Origin of the sequence: Agromyces terreus (genome assembly GCF_009749465.1) — a bacterium.
GTDB classification, from domain to species: Bacteria; Actinomycetota; Actinomycetes; order Actinomycetales; family Microbacteriaceae; genus Agromyces; species Agromyces terreus.
This window is the reverse complement of the sequence record NZ_WBIS01000003.1, coordinates 1-18,073: the sequence shown is the minus strand read 5'-3', so window position 1 is coordinate 18,073 and position 18,073 is coordinate 1. Positions and strand designations below refer to the sequence as shown.

Here is an 18,073-nt window from a genome sequence, read left to right as displayed (position 1 = left end):
CATCCGGCCACAGTCACGCGCCGAACGGCGATCCTTCGACGAGCGGATGTCTCGTGCGTGCCGCGGACGTCGCCGGGGGCGGCGCGGCGCCGGCCGCGGACGGGACGACGGATGCCGCAGCCGGGGCGGTCGGCACGAGCACGGGCGCCTCGGGCGCGGGCGAGGCGGTCGCGGCATCCGCTCGCCCGCTTCCGCGCGTCGGTCGACCGCGGATGCGGCGCACGAGCGTCACGACGACGGCGGCGACCGCGAGCAGGAGCGGCACGAGCAGGTTCTGCCAGGCGAGCACGAGCAGACCGGCGGTCAGCGCGGTCGCGACGACCGCGAGCCACCAGCCGAGCGAGAAGCGGCGCAGCAGCAGCGTCGCCGCGAGCATGCCGAGGGCGTAGATCGCGACCATGTTGCTCGTGTGGATCAGGATGAACGCGGTGAGGTCGAGGCCGTTCAGGACCATGAGGCCGAAGTACACGAGGATCAGCACCCCGGTCACGGCGAGCGCCCGACGCGGGATCTCGCCGTCGGCGGCGCCCTTCGCGAGGAAGCGCGGCAGGTCGCCGTCGCGGCCGAGCGCGGCGCCGAGCTTGCCGAACGCGGGCAGGTAGGCGTTCAGCACGCCGACCGACACGATCGCGGCGATGATCGCGACGAGCACGGGCCCGATGCCGGGCGCGGCGATCTCGACGAGCGCGAGCAGCGGCACGGTGGTGTCGCCCGCCGCGTCGCCGAGCACCCCGACGGTCGCGACCTGCAGCAGGAGGTAGGCGATGCCGACGAGCACGATCGCGATGCCGGTCGCGAGCGGGATGTCGCGTCGGGGATCGCGGAACTCGCCGGCGATGTGCGTGCCGACCTCCCACCCGGCGAAGGCCCAGACGAACAGGCTGATCGCGACCCCGACGCCCGCCCACCCGTTCGGCAGGAACGGCGTGAAGTTGCCCGGCGCCACGACCGGGAACGACACGGCGACGACGCCGACGACCACCGCGAGCAGCAGGCCGGTGAGCACGAACTGCATCCAGCCGGCGACGCGCACGCCGAACCAGTTCGCGAGGAACGGCGGCAGGTAGATCGCGAGCGTCACGATCGGCACGGCCGACCGGTCGACGCCGAGGACCGCGACGGCGTACTCGCCGCCGAGCACCGCGACCACGGGCGCGCCCACGCACACCCCGAGGTAGAACCAGTACCCCGTCATGCGGGCGGCGGTGTCGCCGAGCGCGCGGCGCACGTAACTCGCGACGCCGCCCGCATCGGGGTAGCGCGAGGCGAGCGCCGCGAACGTGCCCGCGAGCGGGATCGAGAGCAGCAGCACGGCGGCGACCGCGACGATCGAGGCGGGCCCCGCCGCCCCCACGGCGAGGCCCGGCAGCACGAGGATCCCGGTGCCGAGCACGCTCGCGACGTACAGCGCCGTGCCCTGCGCGAGGCCGATGCCGCCGCGGTGCGGTGCGTCGGCGTCGAGGGCGGGTTTCGTGCTCACCTCGTCATTCTGCGGCATCCGCGGCGCTCGAGCCGCTGGCAGCACTGACGCTGTTCGGTGATTTCCTGCCAATGACGGATGCCGCGTGCCGCACGCCCCGCGGCATCCGATCGCTCAGAGCCGCGCGAGCGCCTCGTCGATGTCGGCCAGCAGATCGGCGGGATCCTCGATGCCCACCGACAGGCGCACGATCGACTCGGGAACCTCCGCCTCGGTGCCGCGCACCGACGCATGCGTCATCGACCACGGATGGTTCACGAGCGACTCGACGCCGCCGAGCGACTCGGCGAGCTGGAACAGCGTCGTCGACTCGGCGAAGCGACGAGCCGCCTCGCCGCCGCCGGCGAGCGCGATCGAGATCATGCCGCCGAAGCCCGACATCTGGCGGGCCGCGAGTTCGTGGCCCGGATGCGACTCGAGGCCCGGGTAGAAGACCTGCGCGATGCCCGCGTGCCCCTCGAGCCGCTGCGCGATCGCGAGCGCGTTGCTGCTGTGCCGCTGCATCCGGATGCCGAGCGTCTTGATGCCGCGCGTCGTGAGGAACGCGTCGAACGGCCCCGAGACGGCCCCCGCCGCGAACTGCGTGAACGTGACCTGCTCGGCCAGCTCCTCCTGCCCCGCCGCGAAGACGAGCGCCCCGCCGACGACGTCGGAGTGCCCGCCCAGGTACTTCGTCGTCGAGTGCACGACGACGTCGGCGCCGAGCGCGATCGGCTGCTGCAGCGCCGGCGACGCGAACGTGTTGTCGACGACCACGAGCGCGCCCGCCTCGCGTCCGAGCGCGGCCAGCGCGGCGACATCCGTGATCTTCATGAGCGGGTTCGACGGGGTCTCGATCCACAGCACCTTCGTGGCGCCCGGCTCGATCGCGGCGCGCACCGCGTCCAGGTCGCCGAGGTCGACCGTGGAGTGCCGCACGCCCCACGCGCCGTGCACCCGGCGGATGAGGCGGTGCGTCCCGCCGTAGACGTCGTTGCCGACGATCACGTGGCCGCCCGGCGCGAGCACCGAGCGCAGCAGCGCGTCCTCGGCGGCGAGGCCCGACGCGAACGACAGCGCGCGCACCCCGCCCTCGAGTGCGGCGAGCTGGGTCTCGAGGGCGGTGCGCGTCGGGTTGCCGCCGCGCGAGTACTCGTACCCGCCGCGCAGTCCGCCGATGCCGTCCTGCACGTACGTCGAGGTCAGGTACACGGGCGGGATCACCGCGCCCGTGGTCGGGTCGACCGCCTGCCCCGCGTGGATCGCGAGCGTGTCGAAGCCCGCGCCGTGCGCGCCCTGCGCGTGGTCGCCGTTTTCAGGAAGGTTCATGGTCGAAGCATCCGTTTCTGGTCGAAGTGAAGTCTGGAGCATTGATTCAGGGCGCGGGGCGGGCGAACCGGCCGAAGCGCTCCTGAAAAGTGAAAAGCAGGCGGCGGTCAGGCCGAGAGATAGGTCAGCAGGTCGGTGCGCGTGATGACGCCGAGCGCCTTGCCGCCGTCGGTCACGAGCATCGCGGATGCCTCGGCGAACGCCGAACGCGCCGTCGACACCGGTTCGTTCACGCCGATGAGCGGCAGGCCCTCGCCCACGAACCCGCCCACCTCGTCGGTGAGCTTCGCCCGGCCCGTGAACACGAGGTCGAGGAGGACGTCCTCGTGCACGGCGCCCGAGACCTCGCCGAGCACCACGGGCGGCTCGGCCGAGAGCACGAGCAGCTGCGAGACGCCGGCCGTGACCATGACGTCGATCGCCTCGCGCACGCTCTGGCTCGGGTGCACGTACACGAGCGGCGCCGTGCGATCGGCCTTCGACGCGAGCACGTCGGCGATCGTGTGACCCGCGGGCGCATTCGAGAAGCCGTAGGCGCGCATCCACTTGTCGTTGAAGATCTTGCCGAGGTAGCCGCGACCGCTGTCGGGCAGCAGCACCACGAACACGTCCTCGGCCGTGACCCCGGGGGCGGATGCCGCCTTCAGCGCCGCGACCACGGCCATGCCGCTCGAACCGCCGACGAGGATGCCCTCCTCGCGAGCGAGCCGACGCGTCATCGCGAACGACTCGGCGTCGCTCACCTCAATGATCTCGTGCGGTACCGCCGGATCGTACGCCGTCGGCCAGAAGTCCTCGCCCACGCCCTCGACGAAGTACGGCCGCCCCGTGCCCCCCGAGTACACCGACCCCTCGGGGTCGGCTCCGATGATGCGCACCCGGTCGTCGGATGCCTCGCGCAGGAACCGGCCCGTGCCTGTGATCGTGCCCCCGGTGCCGATGCCCGCCACGAAATGCGTCACCGCCCCGTCGGTGTCGCGCCAGATCTCGGGGCCCGTCGTCTCGTAGTGCGACCGCGGGCCGTTGGGGTTCGAGTACTGGTCGGGCTTGAACGCGCCCGGCGTCTCGCGCACGATGCGATCGGAGACCGAGTAGTACGATTCGGGACTGTCGGGCGCGACCGACGTCGGCGTCACCACGACCTCGGCGCCGTACGCCTTCAGCACGTTGCGCTTGTCTTCACTCACCTTGTCGGGGCACACGAAGATGCACGCGTACCCCTTCTGCTGGGCGAAGAGCGCGAGGCCCACACCCGTGTTGCCGCTCGTGGGCTCGACGATCGTCCCACCGGGGCGCAGCAGGCCGTCGCGCTCGGCGGCCTCGATGATGTTGCGGGCGATGCGGTCCTTCGAGGAGCCGCCCGGGTTCAGGTATTCGAGCTTCACCAGCACCGTGGCATCCGTGACGCCTTCGACGACGCGGTTGAGCTTCACGAGCGGGGTGCCGCCGACGAGGTCGACGATGGATTCTGCGTACTTCATGCGAGGGGTCTCCCCTGGTTGTCAGCGTGCGGCGCCCGCGAGACCCGCTTCGGCGGGAGCAGGGCGCGAATGGTCATGGTCGCGAGGGGCGACGACAACAGCGACACGTGAACAGCACGGGATCACCCTACCCCGCAGCGGCCCGGTTCGCGCGACGACGTTGATCGCGGGCCGTGCCCGCGGCGAACACCGACTCGGAGTCCTCGAGCGCCATGCCCTTCGTCTCGGGGACCTTGGTGAGCACGAACAGGAACGACAGCACCGCGAACCCGGCGTACATGGCGTACGTCCAGAAGAGCGAGAACTCCGACATCGGCGGGAAGGACACCGTGACGAGGAAGTTCGCGACCCACTGCGCCGACGCCGCGAGGCCGAGGGCCCGGCCGCGGATGCTGTTCGGGAAGATCTCGCCGAGGAGCACCCAAACGAGCGGACCCCACGAGAACCCGAACGAGACGACGAACAGGTTCGCCGCGATGAGCGCGATCGGACCCCATGCGCCCGGCAGGCTGACCTCGCCGTCGACGGTCACCGAGTTGGCGAACGCGACCGCCATCGTCGTCAGCGTGACCGCCATGCCCGTCGAACCGATGAGCAGCAGCGGCCGCCGGCCCACCTTGTCGACCAGCGCGATCGCGATGAACGTGACCACGATGTTCGTGACCGAGGTCAGCACGCTGATCGTGAAGGAGTCGGACTCGTCGAAGCCGACCGCCTTCCAGAGCGTCGTGGAGTAGTAGAAGATCACGTTGATGCCGACGAACTGCTGGAACACCGACAGCAGGATGCCGATCCAGACGATGCCCTTCAGCCCGAGCACCGGCCCGCGCAGGGTTCCGGATGCCTCGGCCGCCTCGTCCTTGTGGAGGGACCCCGTGATGTCGGAGACCGCCTTCTCGGGGTCGGCCGTGCCGATGCGCTCGAGCACGTCCTCGGCCTGCTTCGTGCGCCCCGCCTTGACGAGGAACCTGGGCGACTCCGGCAGCAGCAGGGCGATCACCCCGTAGGCGATCGACGGGACCGCGCACGCGATGAACATCCAACGCCACGCCTCGAGCCCGAACCAGAACGGCTGATCGGCGCCGCCCGCCGCCGCCGCGAACAGCGCGTCGGAGAGCAGCGCCGCGAAGATGCCGAACACGATCGCCAACTGCTGCAGCGACGCGAGCCGCCCTCGGATCGCCTTCGGCGAGATCTCGGCGATGTACGCCGGAGCCACCACCGAGGCGATGCCGATGCCCATGCCGCCCAGCACGCGCCACACGATGAGGTCGATGACGCCGAACGCGAAGCCGGCGCCGAGGGAGGAGATGAGGAACAGCACCGCGCCGATGATCATCACCGGGATGCGTCCGAACCGGTCGGCCAGGCGCCCCGCGAGCTCGGCGCCGATCGCGCAGCCCAGCAGCGCGCTCGCGACCGCGAACCCGGTGACCGCGGCCGACAGCGCGAACTCGTCCTGGATCGCGTCGACCGCGCCGTTCACGACGGAGGAGTCGAACCCGAAGAGGAACCCGCCGACCGCGCCCGCGGCCGCGAGCCCGATGACCTTCGCGTTCACGCCCTTGGGCAGATCCCGTTCCGCAGACCCGTCACTCATGGAGCCCCCCTTTTCGCCGCCGTCGGCGCATCCCCTCGGCCGTAGGGCGAGCCTATCGCCTCCCCCGGCCGGGGCGCACGGGGCGCACGGGCCGCGTCAGCGCACCGCCGGCGCCTGCTCCTGCTGCCGGTACAGGGACGCGTAGACGCCGCCCGCGGCGATGAGCTCGGCGTGCACGCCCTGCTCGACGATGCGGCCGGCGACGACCACGAAGATCACGTCGGCGGCGACCACCGTCGAGAGCCGGTGCGCGATCGCGATCGTCGTGCGCCCCCGCGCCGCGTCGTCGAGCGCCTCCTGCACCACGCGCTCGGAGATCGTGTCGAGCGCGCTCGTCGCCTCGTCGAGCACGAGCACCGGCGGATCCTTCAGCAGCACGCGCGCGATCGCGATGCGCTGCTTCTCGCCCCCCGACAGCCGGTACCCGCGTTCGCCGACGGTCGTCTCGTAGCCCGCCGGGAACGACATGATCGTCTCGTGGATGTTCGCCGCACGCGCCGCCGCCTCGAGCTCGGCCTGCGTCGCCTCGGGCTTCGCGTAGCGCAGGTTGTCGGCGATCGTCGCATGGAAGAGGTACGTCTCCTGGCTCACGATGCCGATGCGCTCGACCAGCGAGGACTGCCGCAGCTCGCGCACGTCGTCGCCCGCGAAGCGCACCGTGCCCCCGGTCGCCTCGTACAGGCGCGGCACCAGGTACGACACGGTCGTCTTGCCCGCACCCGACGGGCCGACGAACGCCGCGTACTGGCCCGGCTCGATCGTGAAGCTCACGCCGTCGAGGGTCGGCGCCGTGTCGTCGGTGGCATCCGGATACCGGAACGTCACGCCGTCGAACTCGACCCGGCCGAGCGCGGGGCCGGATGCCGCATCGCGGGCATCCGGCGCATCCGTGATGGTCGGCCGCAGGTCGAGGTACTCGAAGATCCGCGCGAACAGGGCGCTCGAGGTCTGCAGGTCGAGCGAGACGCGCATGAGCGCCATCAGGGGGAACAGCAGCCGGGCCTGCACGGTCGTGAACGCCACGATCGTCCCGGCCGTGACATCCGCAGCACCGCCGCCGATGAGCAGGCCCGCGACGAGGTAGACGATGGCCGGGATCGAGGACATGAAGATGTTGACCATCGCGAAGAACCACTGGCCCGTCATCTGCTGGCGCACCTGCAGCCCGATCTGGGTGCGGTTCTCGTCGGCGTAGCGGTCGATCTCGTTCTGCTGCCGCGTGAACGACTTCGACAGCAGGATGCCCGAGACGCTCAGCGTCTCCTGCGTGATCGCGGTCATCTCGGACAGCGACTCCTGCGTCTGCCCGGCGATGCGCGCCCGCACCTTGCCGACGCGCCGCTGCGCGATGACCATGAACGGCATGAGCACGATCGCCACGACGGTCAGCTGCCAGTTCAGCAGCCACATGGCGATGAACGCCGAGATCACCGTGACCGTGTTGCCGAGCACGCTCGACACGGTGTTCGTGAGCACGCTCGCGACGCCGCCGACGTCGTTCTGCAGGCGCGACTGGATGACGCCGGTCTTCGTGCGCGTGAAGAAGCTGAGCTCCATCGACTGGAGGTGCGTGAACATGCGCACCCGGAGCGCGCCCATCACGTTGTTTCCGATCGTCGCGGTGAGCCACGTCTGCCACACGGCGAGCAGGGCCGACACGATGTAGACGGCGATCATCGCGCCCACGATCCACGCGAGCACCGGGAGGTTCGGGGCCACGACCTGCCCCGGTTCCGACGGGTCCACCGGGAAGAGCCCGTCGTCGAACGCGCGCTGCGTGAGCAGCGGCGGGATCACGCTGAGCCCGGCGGCGACGAGCACGAGCACGACCGTGAGCGTCAGCGCGGTGCGGTGCGGTGCGAAGAGCTCGGCGATGCGGCCGAGCAGGTTCGGGATCTCGGGCGCCTCGGCGTTCTCGGCGCGCTGGGCGGACTCGTCGGCGGCCGAGATGCGGGTGCGCGGCTTGCCGAACTTGCCGGTCTGGCCGCCCGGCGCGCCGCCGCCTCCGTGCATGCTCATGGGCCAACCCTACGTCCGCCCGGCGCCCGTCCCGCCCGGCGCCCCCATCCACCCCACGCCCCCGTCCACCCGCGCCTCGCCTCGCCGCCCGTCGCCCCCGCCCGCGCGCGCCGTGCCGCCCACCCATCCACCCCCGCCCCGCCCCGCCTCTCCGCCACCACTGCGAATTCAGGTTCGCGCGCGTGTCGTGCCCGGGCGCGCCCCGCCGGCCCGGCGACGCGCCGAGCGCCGACCTGAATTGCGAAAGGGCCTGCGGAACCGGCACGGGAACGCGGGCCTGGAGCAGGGCGGGAGGACTCCTCCTCCACACGGTCGCTGTGCCGACGACGGCACCCCTCGAAGCCTCGAGCAGGGCTGCGGATGCCGCGAACCGGCTACGAAGAGAGGATGCCGGATCCCCGCATCTCCGTTCGGACGGACCCTCGTGCCGCCGTCGAGGCACTGGAGGGCGCCGCCACCACCGCGGAGCTCCGTGCCGCGGGCGTGCATCCGGTCGCCCTCAGCGCGGCGGTGCACCGGGGCGAGCTCGACCGGGTCCGTCGCGGGTGGTACGCACTGCCGTCCCTTGACCCTTCGTTGCGGGCCGCCATCCGCGTGGGCGGACGACTCGCCTGCGCTTCCGCCGCGGGTTTCCACGGCTGGGCCGTGCCGCCGAAGGCCGGCACCCACGTGGTCGTGCACGAGAATGCGTCGCGACTTCGCCTCGCCGACGCCCCCGACCACCTCGTTCTGCACTGGATGTCGCCGACGACGCGCGCCGACCGGTCCCGGCTCGTCACCGACCCGTTCGAGACCGTCGTTCAGCTCGCGCACTGCGTGGCCGGCGAGTTCGCCGTCGCCGCCTACGACTCGTTCCTCGCGCGCGATCCCGTCGGCAGCGAACGGCTCGAGGAGTGGATCGCACGACTTCCCCCGCACCTGCTGCGCGACCTCCCGCGACGCGAGGCGCTCTGCCACAGCTTCCTCGAGACCGTCGCCCGGGTGAGGCTGGCCCGGCGAGGCATCCGCGGCGCGCATCAGGTGGAGATCGCCGGCGTCGGACGGGTGGATCTCGTGATCGACGGATGGCTCGTCATCGAGTGGGACGGACGCACCCACCTGACCGGCGAGCAGTACGACGAGGACCGGCGGCGGGACGCACTGCTCACCGCTCGCGGATACCGGGTACTCCGCTTCAGCTACTCGACCGTCATGCACGAGTGGTATCTGGTCGAGGCCGCCGTCCGGGCCATGCTCGACGAGACGCGGCGCACGGCCTGACTCCGCCCGCCTTCGCAGCTGCGTACGTCGAGCGGTGTGCGTCGAGCGCCGTCCGGCGGGCGGCGGGCGGAGGGCGTGTCGAGGCATCCGCATCTCTTCCGCGGTCGTCGCGTCCACCCGCTTCCCTCTGCGAATTCAGGACGGGCTCGGCGTGTCGGCGGCCGGCATGCGCGAGTCCGGGCCGCGACACGTGCGCGAACCTGAATTGGCAGAGGCACAGCAGGGCAGGGGCGGGGCGGGGTGGGGCCGGGTGGGGCGGGCAGACGAGCGGATGCCGCAGGCCCCCCAGCCCGCGGCATCCGTTCCCCCACTCGCGCCGACCTACCCCTTGGTCGATCCCGCGAGAAGCCCGCGCACGAAGTAGCGCTGGAGGCTGAAGAAGACGATGAGGGGAATGATGATCGAGATGAAGGCCGCCGCCGTGAGCAGCTGCCAGTCCTGCCCGCGCGTTCCGGTGAGTTCGGCCAATCGCTGGGTCAGCGGCGCGACGTCTTGCGTTCCGCCGGAGAAGATCAGGGCGACGAGCAGGTCGTTCCACACCCAGATGAACTGGAAGATGGCGAACGACGCGATCGCCGGCACCGAGAGCGGCAGCACGATGCGGAGGAAGATCTGCCCGTGCGTCGCGCCGTCGACCCTGGCGGCCTCGATGACGTCGGCCGGGATCTCGGAGATGAAGTTGTGCAGCAGGAAGATCGCGAGCGGGAGCCCGAAGATCGTGTGCGCGATCCAGAGCGGCAGGTAGTTCTGCTCGGGGATGATCGGCACCACGTCGTGCAGCCACGCCTGCATCGGCCGCAGCACGGTCGAGAAGATCTGCAGCAGCGGCACGAGCGCCATCTGGAGCGGCAGGATCTGGAGCGCGAAGACGATCACGAAGAGCACGCCGACCCCGCGGAACCGCATCCACGCGAAGGCGTAGGCCGCCATCGACGCGAAGACGAGCGGGATGATCGTGGCCACGAGCGCGATCGCGATCGAGTTCACGATGTACGACCCGAGCTGCGGCGACGAAGACGACGTCGAGAGCAGCACGTCTTGGTAGTTCTCGAGGGTGAGGCCGGGGTTGGAGAAGATGGTCCACCAGCCGGTGGTGCGGATCAGCTCGGCCGGGCGGAACGAGGAGATGAACAGCCCGAACGTCGGGATGGTCCAGAGCACCGCGATGATGAGCGACGCGATCGTGGCGGTGCGCGAGGTCAGGCGCTTCTTCACCCGCATCGTCTTCGGCTCGACGTAGCCCGAGGCCTGGGCGTCGACGGTCGCGTCGAGACTGCCGCGGTTCTTGCCGACCGGCAGGTCGGGCGGGGCGACGCTCATCGGATCTCCCTCTGCTTGCGAAGCACGTTGACGTTGTAGATGACGATCGGCAGCACCATGACCACGAGGATCATCGCGAGCGCCGAGCCGCGCCCGATCTCGCTCGCGCGGAAGGCCTGCGTGTACATCTCATTGGCGACGACGCTGGTGTTGAAGTTTCCGGCGGTCATGGTGCGCACGATGTCGAAGACCTTCAGGGTCGCGATCGAGATCGTCGTGAGCACGACCACCAGCGAGCCCCGGATGCCGGGAACGATGACGTTGGTGAAACGCTGCCAGCCGTTCGTGCCGTCGAGTTGGGCGGCTTCGAGCTGGTCGGCGGGGATGCCCTTGATCGCCGCGCTCAGCACGACCATCGCGAAGCCCGTCTGCACCCAGATCATGACCACGATGAGGAGGATGGTGTTGATCGGGTCGGTCTGGAGCCACTGCACGGGTTCGCCGCCGAAGGCGACGACGATGGCGTTCAGGAGGCCGATCTGCTCGCGGTCGCCCGAACGGTACTCGTACACGAACTTCCAGATGACGCTCGCCCCGACGAAGGAGATCGCGATCGGCATGAACAGGATCGACTTGTAGATGCGCTCGCCCCGCGAGCGGTCGATGAAGACCGCGTAGGCCAGTCCGACGGCGGTCGCGAAGGTGGGCACGAGCAGCACCCAGACGACGGTGTTGATGAGCGTGCGGATGGCGGCGGGCTGTGTGAACGCCCAAGCGAAGTTGTCGAGCGTGAAGTCGCCCGACGAGGTCTGGAACGACAGGATCGCCGTCCGGATGGCGGGGTAGATGAGGCCGACCGAGACGAGGATCAGCGCGGGCGCGAGGAACCCGACGAGCTGCCAGTAGTCGCGCCCTCGCTTGGGCGCCTTGTCGATGAAGAAGATGAGGAGGCCGACGATGGCGGCGAACACCGCGAGCCCCATCACCACCTGCAAGATCTTGCCGAGCAGATCGGCCGTGGTCATCGCGCCTCCCGCGTTCTCCGTTGAATTCCGCCGTCAGTTGTACCGGTTCACCGAGGGGCGGGGTTCGACGAACCCCACCCCTCGACTCTGCCGCAGGCCCGCCTTGCGACGGGCGCGACACGAGGATGAATCAGCTGGTCGGCCAGGTGCCCTCGATGGTGTCGAGCACCTGCGCGGTGTCCTCACCGCCGACCCAGGCCACGATGCCCTTCCAGAAGGAGTCGGTGCCGACGGCCCCGGGCATCAGGTCGGACCCGTCGAAGCGGAACGTCGTCTCGGGATCTTGAAGGATCTCGATGGACTGCGTCAGCAGCTCGCTCGACGCGTTCTGGGGGTCGACGCCCTTGTTCGCGCTGATGACGCCGCCGAGGCTCACTCGGTTGTTGGCCCATGTGTCGCTGGAGAGGTACGCGCGGAACGCCTCGACCTCTTCGGCGTCGCGGAAGGCCACGGGGAACTCGCCGCCGCCGGTGACCGACAGCGGGTCGTCGGCGTTGGCGGGCGGCAGCAGGAAGCCGAACACGTCGCCGTCGGACGCGACCTTCACGTCATCGCCGCCCTCGGGGTTCCAGAAGGTCTCGTAGAACGAGGCCTGGTGATGCAGCGAGCACTCGCCGTCGAGGATGGGCAGGCCCGCGGTCTGGAACGCCTCGCTGACCTGCGTGGACACGTCGCCGATGCCGCCGTTGACCATGTCCTCGTTCTTGAGGTAGCCGCCGACCGCGTCGAACGCGGCTGCGACCTGCGGATCGTTGAACGGGATCTCGTGCGCGACCCACTGGTCGTAGGCATCGGGGCCGTTCAGGCGCAGCATGTAGTCCTCGACCCAGTCGGTGCCGGGCCAGCCCGTCGCCTCGCCGGATTCGAGTCCCACGCACCACGGCTTGTGGTCGCCCTCGGCCGCGATCGTCTCGGAGAGCGTGGTCAGCTCGTCGAGGGTCTTCGGGATCTCGTAGCCCTTCTCCTCGAACTCGGCCGGCGAGTACCAGACGTAGCCCTTGATGCTCGCCATGAGCGGCGCGGCGTAGAACGTACCATCGACCGTTCCATAGGTCTTCCAGTCCTCGGACCAGAACTCGTCGACGTTGTCTTCGACCGCCTGCGATGCCGGGATCAGCCAGCCGCCGCCGGCGAGTCGATTGAGCAGGCCGGGCTGGGGCACGATGCCGACGTCGGGGGCGTTGCCGCCCTCGGCGAGCACGGCGATCTGGGCCTCGAACTCGCTGGAGCCCTGGTATTCGACGTCGATGCCGGTGCATGTCTCGAAGTCGGCCCAGGACTTGTTCAGGTTGTCGGCCTCGAGGTCGAGGATGGTGCCGGCGACCGTGACCTCGGCGCCGTCGAACGTGCCGTACGACTCGTAGTCGGCGCAATCGACGTCGCCCGCCTCTTCTTCTGCGATGTCACCGGTGCAGGCCGAGAGCGTGAGGCCGAGCGCTGCGGCCGCCACGATCGACGCCGTCCATCGGCGATGCCGTGCGTTTCTCATGTCTTCTCCTCGTTGAGTGCCGAATATGACGCAGACGGAACCGGAACCGGTTCCATCGACCACGCTAGGCGACGTGCGCGAGCGCGCACAACCCGTCTGCGGTCACGATCCGGCCACATGCCGAGACATCCGCCACTGCTGGGTGAGAACGCTCTCTCGGCCGAAACGGGCGAGACGCGGCGCCATGCGGAACCGATTCCAGAAGGCGGCCCTCGGCCGGTACCATCGGAACCGGATGCTGCCCCGACGGAGGAGGCACGATGACGGCCATCAGCGATGTCGCCCGACTCGCCGGCGTCTCCAAGGCGACCGCCTCCCGCGCCCTCTCCGGGCACGGCCACGTCGCCGAGCAGACCCGGCTCAGGGTGGTGCGCGCGGCGGCCGAGATCGGGTACATCGCCTCGCCCGACGCGGCGAGCCTCGTGACGGGCCGCACGAAGAACGTCGGCGTCGTGATCCCGTTCGTGAACAGCTGGTTCTTCGGCGAGGTGCTCGAGGGCATCGAGCGAACGCTGCTCGACGCGGGCTACGACCTGACGCTCTACAACCTGCCCGTGTCCGGGGAGGCCAGGGCGCGCGTCTTCGACTTCTTCCTCGCCCGCAAGCGCGTCGATGCCGTCATCGTGATCGCCGTCGACCTCGCCGAGGCCGAGGTGCAAGGGCTCGAACGACGAGAGAAGCCGATCGTGTGCATCGGCGGCAGCGGCGAGGCATCCGCCCGGCTGTCGATCGACGACCGCGCCGTCGGCATGCTCGCGACCGAGCACCTGCTGCACCTCGGCCATACGCGCATCGCGCATCTCGGCGGCATCGGCGCCGCGGGCGACCCGGCCAGCGTCGCCGGGCTGCGCGCCGCGGGGTTCCGCGAGGCGGTCGCGGCCGCGTCGGACGGGGCGGCGCCCGCCCGCGACGTCGAGGCCATCGTGATCGAGACCGAGATGGGCATGCCGGGCGGGTTCGAGGCGGGACTGCAGCTGCTGGGGCATCCGGCGCACCGGCCGACCGCGGTCTTCGCGGCGAGCGACGAGACCGCGTTCGGGGTGATCCGGGCGGCCGAGCGGCTCGGACTGGCGGTGCCCGGCGATCTCTCGGTCATCGGCGTCGACGACCACGAGCATGCCGCGCTCTTCGACCTCACCACGATCGCGCAGACGCCGGCCGAGCAGGGCCGCCTCGCCGTCGAGGTCGCCCTGCGGATGCTGGGCGACGACGCCGTCGCCGACCCGCTGCCCGACTCGGGCGCGCCGCTCGCGACGCGGCTGATCGTGCGCGGAAGCACCGCCCGCGTGACGGCCTGATCCCCGATCGCGGGGCGGCGGCACGCACCGGCGACGCGGGAGGACGCTGATAGAGCGCTTTCTCGAGATCGGGGCATTCTCATCCACTGATTTCGGGAAAGCGCTTGCGAAGCCCCCGAAACCTCGTGTAGAAACGTCACGTGGCGCTGAGATAGCGCTTTCTGAGAAATGTGATCAACGCTGATGACTGGAGACACCGTGGTTTCCCCTACCCGAGCCGACGCCCCTGAACGGGGCCCCGGCACGCCAGAGGCCGTTCGATGAGCGCGCTCGGCGAACTCCGCCGCGTGAAGGGACAGCCCGCGGCCAAGCAGCGCAAGCAGAACAAGGCCGCGTTCCTGTTCCTCCTCCCGTGGTTCATCGGGCTCGCGCTCATCACCGTCGGGCCGATGGTCGCGTCGCTCGCGCTCTCGTTCACGCGGTACAACCTGCTGAGCCCGCCCCGGTTCACCGGCATCGACAACTACGTGCGCATGCTCGAGGACGACCGCCTGCACCAGTCGCTGGTGGTCACCTTCCAGTACGTGTTCATCTCGGTGCCGCTCCAGCTCGGCCTGGCCCTCGCGCTCGCCCTCGTGCTCGACCGGGGCCTGCGGGGCCTGGCGTTCTACCGCTCGGCGTTCTACCTGCCGTCGCTGCTCGGTTCGAGCGTCGCGATCGCCATCCTCTGGCGCCAGATCTTCGGCGTCGACGGCCTCGTGAACATCGCGCTCGGCTGGTTCGGCATCGAGGGGCAGGGATGGATCTCGAACCCCGAGACCGCGCTCGGCACCCTGATGGTCCTGAACGTCTGGACCTTCGGCGCACCGATGGTGATCTTCCTCGCCGGCCTCCGGCAGATCCCCTCGATGTACTACGAGGCCGCCTCCGTCGACGGCGCGAACCGACGCCAGCAGTTCTGGCACATCACGCTCCCGATGCTGACCCCGATCATCTTCTTCAACCTGATCCTTCAGCTGATCGGCGCCTTCCAGTCGTTCACCCAGTCGTTCATCGTCTCGGGCGGCACCGGCGGCCCGGTCGACTCCACCCTGTTCTACACGCTGTACCTCTACCAACAGGGGTTCGCGAACCTGAACATGGGCTACGCCTCCGCCATGGCCTGGCTCCTCCTGGTGATCGTCGCCGCGCTCACCATGATCAACTTCTGGGCCTCGAAGTATTGGGTGTTCTACGATGACCAAGATTGACCCCGCCGTCGACGCGCCGCTGACCGAAGCGGTCGTGACCGGCCTCTCGCCCGAGCAGGTGCGCGAACAGCGCCGCCGCCGGAACCCGTTCCGCAAGCCGCTCACCAGCCTCATGCGCCACGCGTTCCTCATCGCGGCCGCCGTGCTGATGCTCTACCCCGTCATCTGGATGGTGGTGAGCTCGTTCCGTCCGACCGAGCTCATCTTCCGCGAGCCGGGCCTGTCGTTCGACAGCTTCCAACTCTCGAACTACACCGACGGCTGGAACGCGCTGACGTACCCGTTCAACGTGTACCTCCTGAATTCGGGGCTCGTCGTCATCGGCAGCATCATCGGCAACCTGGTCTCGTGCTCGCTCGCGGCCTACGCCTTCGCCCGGCTCGAGTTCACCGGCAAGAGGTTCTGGTTCGCCATCATGCTGCTCAGCATCATGCTGCCGATCCACGTGATCATCGTCCCGCAGTACGTGCTGTTCTCCCAGCTCGGCTGGGTCAACACCTTCCTGCCGCTGATCGTGCCGAAGATGCTCGCCACCGACGCGTTCTTCATCTTCCTGATGGTGCAGTTCATCCGCGGCATCCCGAAGGAGCTCGACGAGGCGGCCCGCATCGACGGCGCCGGCCACCCCCGCATCTTCCTGCAGATCATCCTGCCGCTCATGGTGCCGGCCCTCGCGACCACCACGATCTTCACGTTCATCTGGACCTGGAACGACTTCTTCAGCCAGCTGATCTTCCTCACGAAACCGTCGCTGTACACGGTTCCGCTCGCGCTCAACGCGTTCCAGGACGCGCAGAGCTCCACGAACTTCGGGGAGATGTTCGCGATGAGCGTGGTATCGCTCGTCCCGATCTTCCTGATCTTCCTCTTCGGCCAGCGATTCCTCATCAAGGGCATCGCGACGACGGGGATCAAGTGACCGCACACCCGGGTCGCACCACCAGCATCACCAGCACCACCAGCACCACCTCCAGCATCACCCCGCTCACCACCCGAGCACCCCGAATCAGCACCAGGAAGGACCAGACCATGCGAGGCATCACACGACGCCGTGCCGGGTTCGTCGCAGCGATCGGCGCCGCGACGCTCCTGCTCACGGCATGCGCCGGCAACGACGCCGGCACCTCCGACGCGGACGCTCCCGCACTCGAGCTCAGTGACGAGCCCGTGACCCTCTCGTTCACGTGGTGGGGCAACGACACCCGCCACGCGGCCACCGAGGAGATCATCGCCGCGTTCGAGGAGGAATACCCGAACATCACGATCGAGCCGCAGTACACCGACTGGGCCGGTTACTGGGACAAGCTGTCGACGACGATCGCCGCGGGCGACACCCCCGACATCATCCAGATGGACGAGAAGCAGCTCTCGACGTACGCCGCGAACGGGGTGCTCGCCGACCTCGGCGACTACTCGTCGATCCTGTCGACCGAGGACTTCCCGGCCGCCACGCTCGGCACCGGCGCCCTCGACGGCACCCAGTACGGCATCCCCGTCGGCGTGAACTCGTACACGATCATCGCCAACAAGGACCTCCTCGACCAGTACGGCATCGACCTGCCGGACGACTCGACGTGGACCTGGGACGACTTCATCGAGACGTCCGCCGAGGTCAGCAAGGCTTCGGGCGGCGCGGTCGTCGGCACCCAGTCGTGGGGCTTCGAAGACGGCGGCCTGAACAACTGGCTGCGCCAGAACGGCGAGTCGCTGTACGAGGGCGCGGACGTCGCCGCGACCGAGGACACCCTCGCCGCGTGGTGGCAGACCCTGCTCGACGCGACCGAAGCGGGCGCCACGCCCGACCCGGCCGCGACGATCGAGCGCGAGTCCGGCGGCCTCGCCGAGTCCTTCACCGCGACCAACCAGTCGGCCTTCGGCCCGTGGTGGTCGAACCAGGTGCAGGCTCTCCGCGACGCCAGCGGCCAGGACCTGGTCGCGCTCCGCGTCCCGGGCACGGCCGACGGCAGCGCGTACTACAAGCCGTCGATGTTCTGGTCGGGTTCGGCCAAGACCGAGCACCCCGCCGAGGTCGCGACCTTCCTCGACTACCTCGCCAACAGCGAGGACGCCGCCGACCTGCTCCTCGCCGAGCGCGGCGTGCCGGCCAACGAGAAGATCCGCGAGTACATCACGCCGAAGCTCGACGAGGTCAACCAGACCGTCGTGAAGTACCTCGACGACCTCGCCCCCGAGATCGGCGACGCCCCGCCCGCCACGCCCCCGGGCGGCGGCGCGGTCGAGACGATCATCGACCAGCACACCCAGAAGGTGCTGTTCGGCGAGCTCACCCCGGAGCAGGCCGCGACCAGCTTCATCGAGGAGCTCCAGCGGGCCCTCGACGACGCCGCGATCTGATCCATCCGGGCCTCAGGGCCCTCACGACCGGCGGGGTGCGAGATGAGGACTCCTCGCACCCCGCCAGCACCGGACGGCCCACGGCCGTCGACTCGCAGAAGTGGGGGGGGGGCGGCCACGGCCCCCCCGCCGCGCCCCCCCCGCCCCCCACGGCCCCCCCCCCCCGCGGGCGGGGGGGGGGGGGGGGGCCGGGGGGGGGGGGGGGCCAGACGAGCGGATGCCGCAGGCCCCCCAGCCCGCGGCATCCGTTCCCCCACTCGCGCCGACCTACCCCTTGGTCGATCCCGCGAGAAGCCCGCGCACGAAGT

At 69.9% G+C, this 18,073-nt stretch carries 13 protein-coding genes; 5 read left to right on the top strand and 8 right to left on the bottom strand.

What is annotated here, in order from left to right; genetic code table 11:
- Positions 1-13: 13 nt before the first annotated feature.
- From GQQ92_RS08670 to GQQ92_RS08650, 5 genes are all read right to left on the bottom strand, one after another.
- Positions 14-1,480 carry an APC family permease gene (locus GQQ92_RS08670; protein WP_232057592.1) on the bottom strand — a complete coding sequence of 489 codons (1,467 nt, stop codon included), beginning with the start codon at positions 1,478-1,480 and terminating at the stop codon, positions 14-16.
- 114 nt (positions 1,481-1,594) lie between these two features.
- Positions 1,595-2,788, bottom strand: a complete 1,194-nt coding sequence (locus tag GQQ92_RS08665) for a cystathionine gamma-synthase (protein WP_156998864.1) — start codon at positions 2,786-2,788, stop codon at positions 1,595-1,597.
- A 107-nt stretch (positions 2,789-2,895) separates the two neighbouring features.
- Positions 2,896-4,269: a cystathionine beta-synthase gene (locus GQQ92_RS08660; RefSeq protein ID WP_156998863.1), complete on the bottom strand. Its 1,374-nt coding sequence runs from the start codon at positions 4,267-4,269 to the stop codon at positions 2,896-2,898.
- Between the two features lie 127 nt (positions 4,270-4,396).
- The gene (locus GQQ92_RS08655) at positions 4,397-5,869 is read right to left on the bottom strand and encodes a sugar porter family MFS transporter (RefSeq protein WP_156998862.1); all 1,473 of its coding nucleotides are present in this window, start codon (positions 5,867-5,869) and stop codon (positions 4,397-4,399) included.
- Positions 5,870-5,965: 96 nt separating this feature from the next.
- The gene (locus GQQ92_RS08650; RefSeq protein ID WP_156998861.1) at positions 5,966-7,888 is read right to left on the bottom strand and encodes an ABC transporter ATP-binding protein; all 1,923 of its coding nucleotides are present in this window, start codon (positions 7,886-7,888) and stop codon (positions 5,966-5,968) included.
- Positions 7,889-8,275: 387 nt separating this feature from the next.
- On the opposite strand from GQQ92_RS08650, the gene GQQ92_RS08645 reads away from it, so the two are divergent.
- Positions 8,276-9,148, top strand: coding sequence for a type IV toxin-antitoxin system AbiEi family antitoxin domain-containing protein (locus GQQ92_RS08645; RefSeq protein WP_197738169.1), 873 nt, complete (start codon positions 8,276-8,278; stop codon positions 9,146-9,148).
- Positions 9,149-9,469: 321 nt separating this feature from the next.
- Here the strand turns inward: GQQ92_RS08645 and GQQ92_RS08640 are convergent, their stop codons facing one another.
- The 3 genes from GQQ92_RS08640 to GQQ92_RS08630 form a co-directional block, all read right to left on the bottom strand.
- Entirely contained in the window at positions 9,470-10,468 is a 999-nt protein-coding gene (locus GQQ92_RS08640) for a carbohydrate ABC transporter permease (protein ID WP_156998859.1), read from the bottom strand.
- Positions 10,465-11,433, bottom strand: a complete 969-nt coding sequence (locus tag GQQ92_RS08635; RefSeq protein WP_156998858.1) for a carbohydrate ABC transporter permease — start codon at positions 11,431-11,433, stop codon at positions 10,465-10,467. The genes GQQ92_RS08640 and GQQ92_RS08635 overlap by 4 nt, the downstream gene beginning before the upstream one ends.
- Positions 11,434-11,563: 130 nt before the next feature.
- Positions 11,564-12,922 carry an ABC transporter substrate-binding protein gene (locus GQQ92_RS08630; protein WP_156998857.1) on the bottom strand — a complete coding sequence of 453 codons (1,359 nt, stop codon included), beginning with the start codon at positions 12,920-12,922 and terminating at the stop codon, positions 11,564-11,566.
- A 260-nt stretch (positions 12,923-13,182) separates the two neighbouring features.
- Here GQQ92_RS08630 and GQQ92_RS08625 point away from each other — a divergent pair, with 260 nt between their 5' ends.
- From GQQ92_RS08625 to GQQ92_RS08610, 4 genes are all read left to right on the top strand, one after another.
- Positions 13,183-14,220 carry a LacI family DNA-binding transcriptional regulator gene (locus GQQ92_RS08625; RefSeq protein ID WP_156998856.1) on the top strand — a complete coding sequence of 346 codons (1,038 nt, stop codon included), beginning with the start codon at positions 13,183-13,185 and terminating at the stop codon, positions 14,218-14,220.
- 260 nt (positions 14,221-14,480) lie between these two features.
- Positions 14,481-15,410: a carbohydrate ABC transporter permease gene (locus GQQ92_RS08620; protein ID WP_156998855.1), complete on the top strand. Its 930-nt coding sequence runs from the start codon at positions 14,481-14,483 to the stop codon at positions 15,408-15,410.
- Positions 15,397-16,329, top strand: coding sequence for a carbohydrate ABC transporter permease (locus tag GQQ92_RS08615; RefSeq protein ID WP_156998854.1), 933 nt, complete (start codon positions 15,397-15,399; stop codon positions 16,327-16,329). Before GQQ92_RS08620 ends, GQQ92_RS08615 begins: the two co-directional genes overlap by 14 nt.
- 110 nt (positions 16,330-16,439) lie before the next feature.
- Complete coding sequence (locus GQQ92_RS08610) at positions 16,440-17,765, top strand: ABC transporter substrate-binding protein (protein WP_156998853.1); 1,326 nt, start codon at positions 16,440-16,442, stop codon at positions 17,763-17,765.
- Positions 17,766-18,073 lie beyond the last annotated feature (308 nt).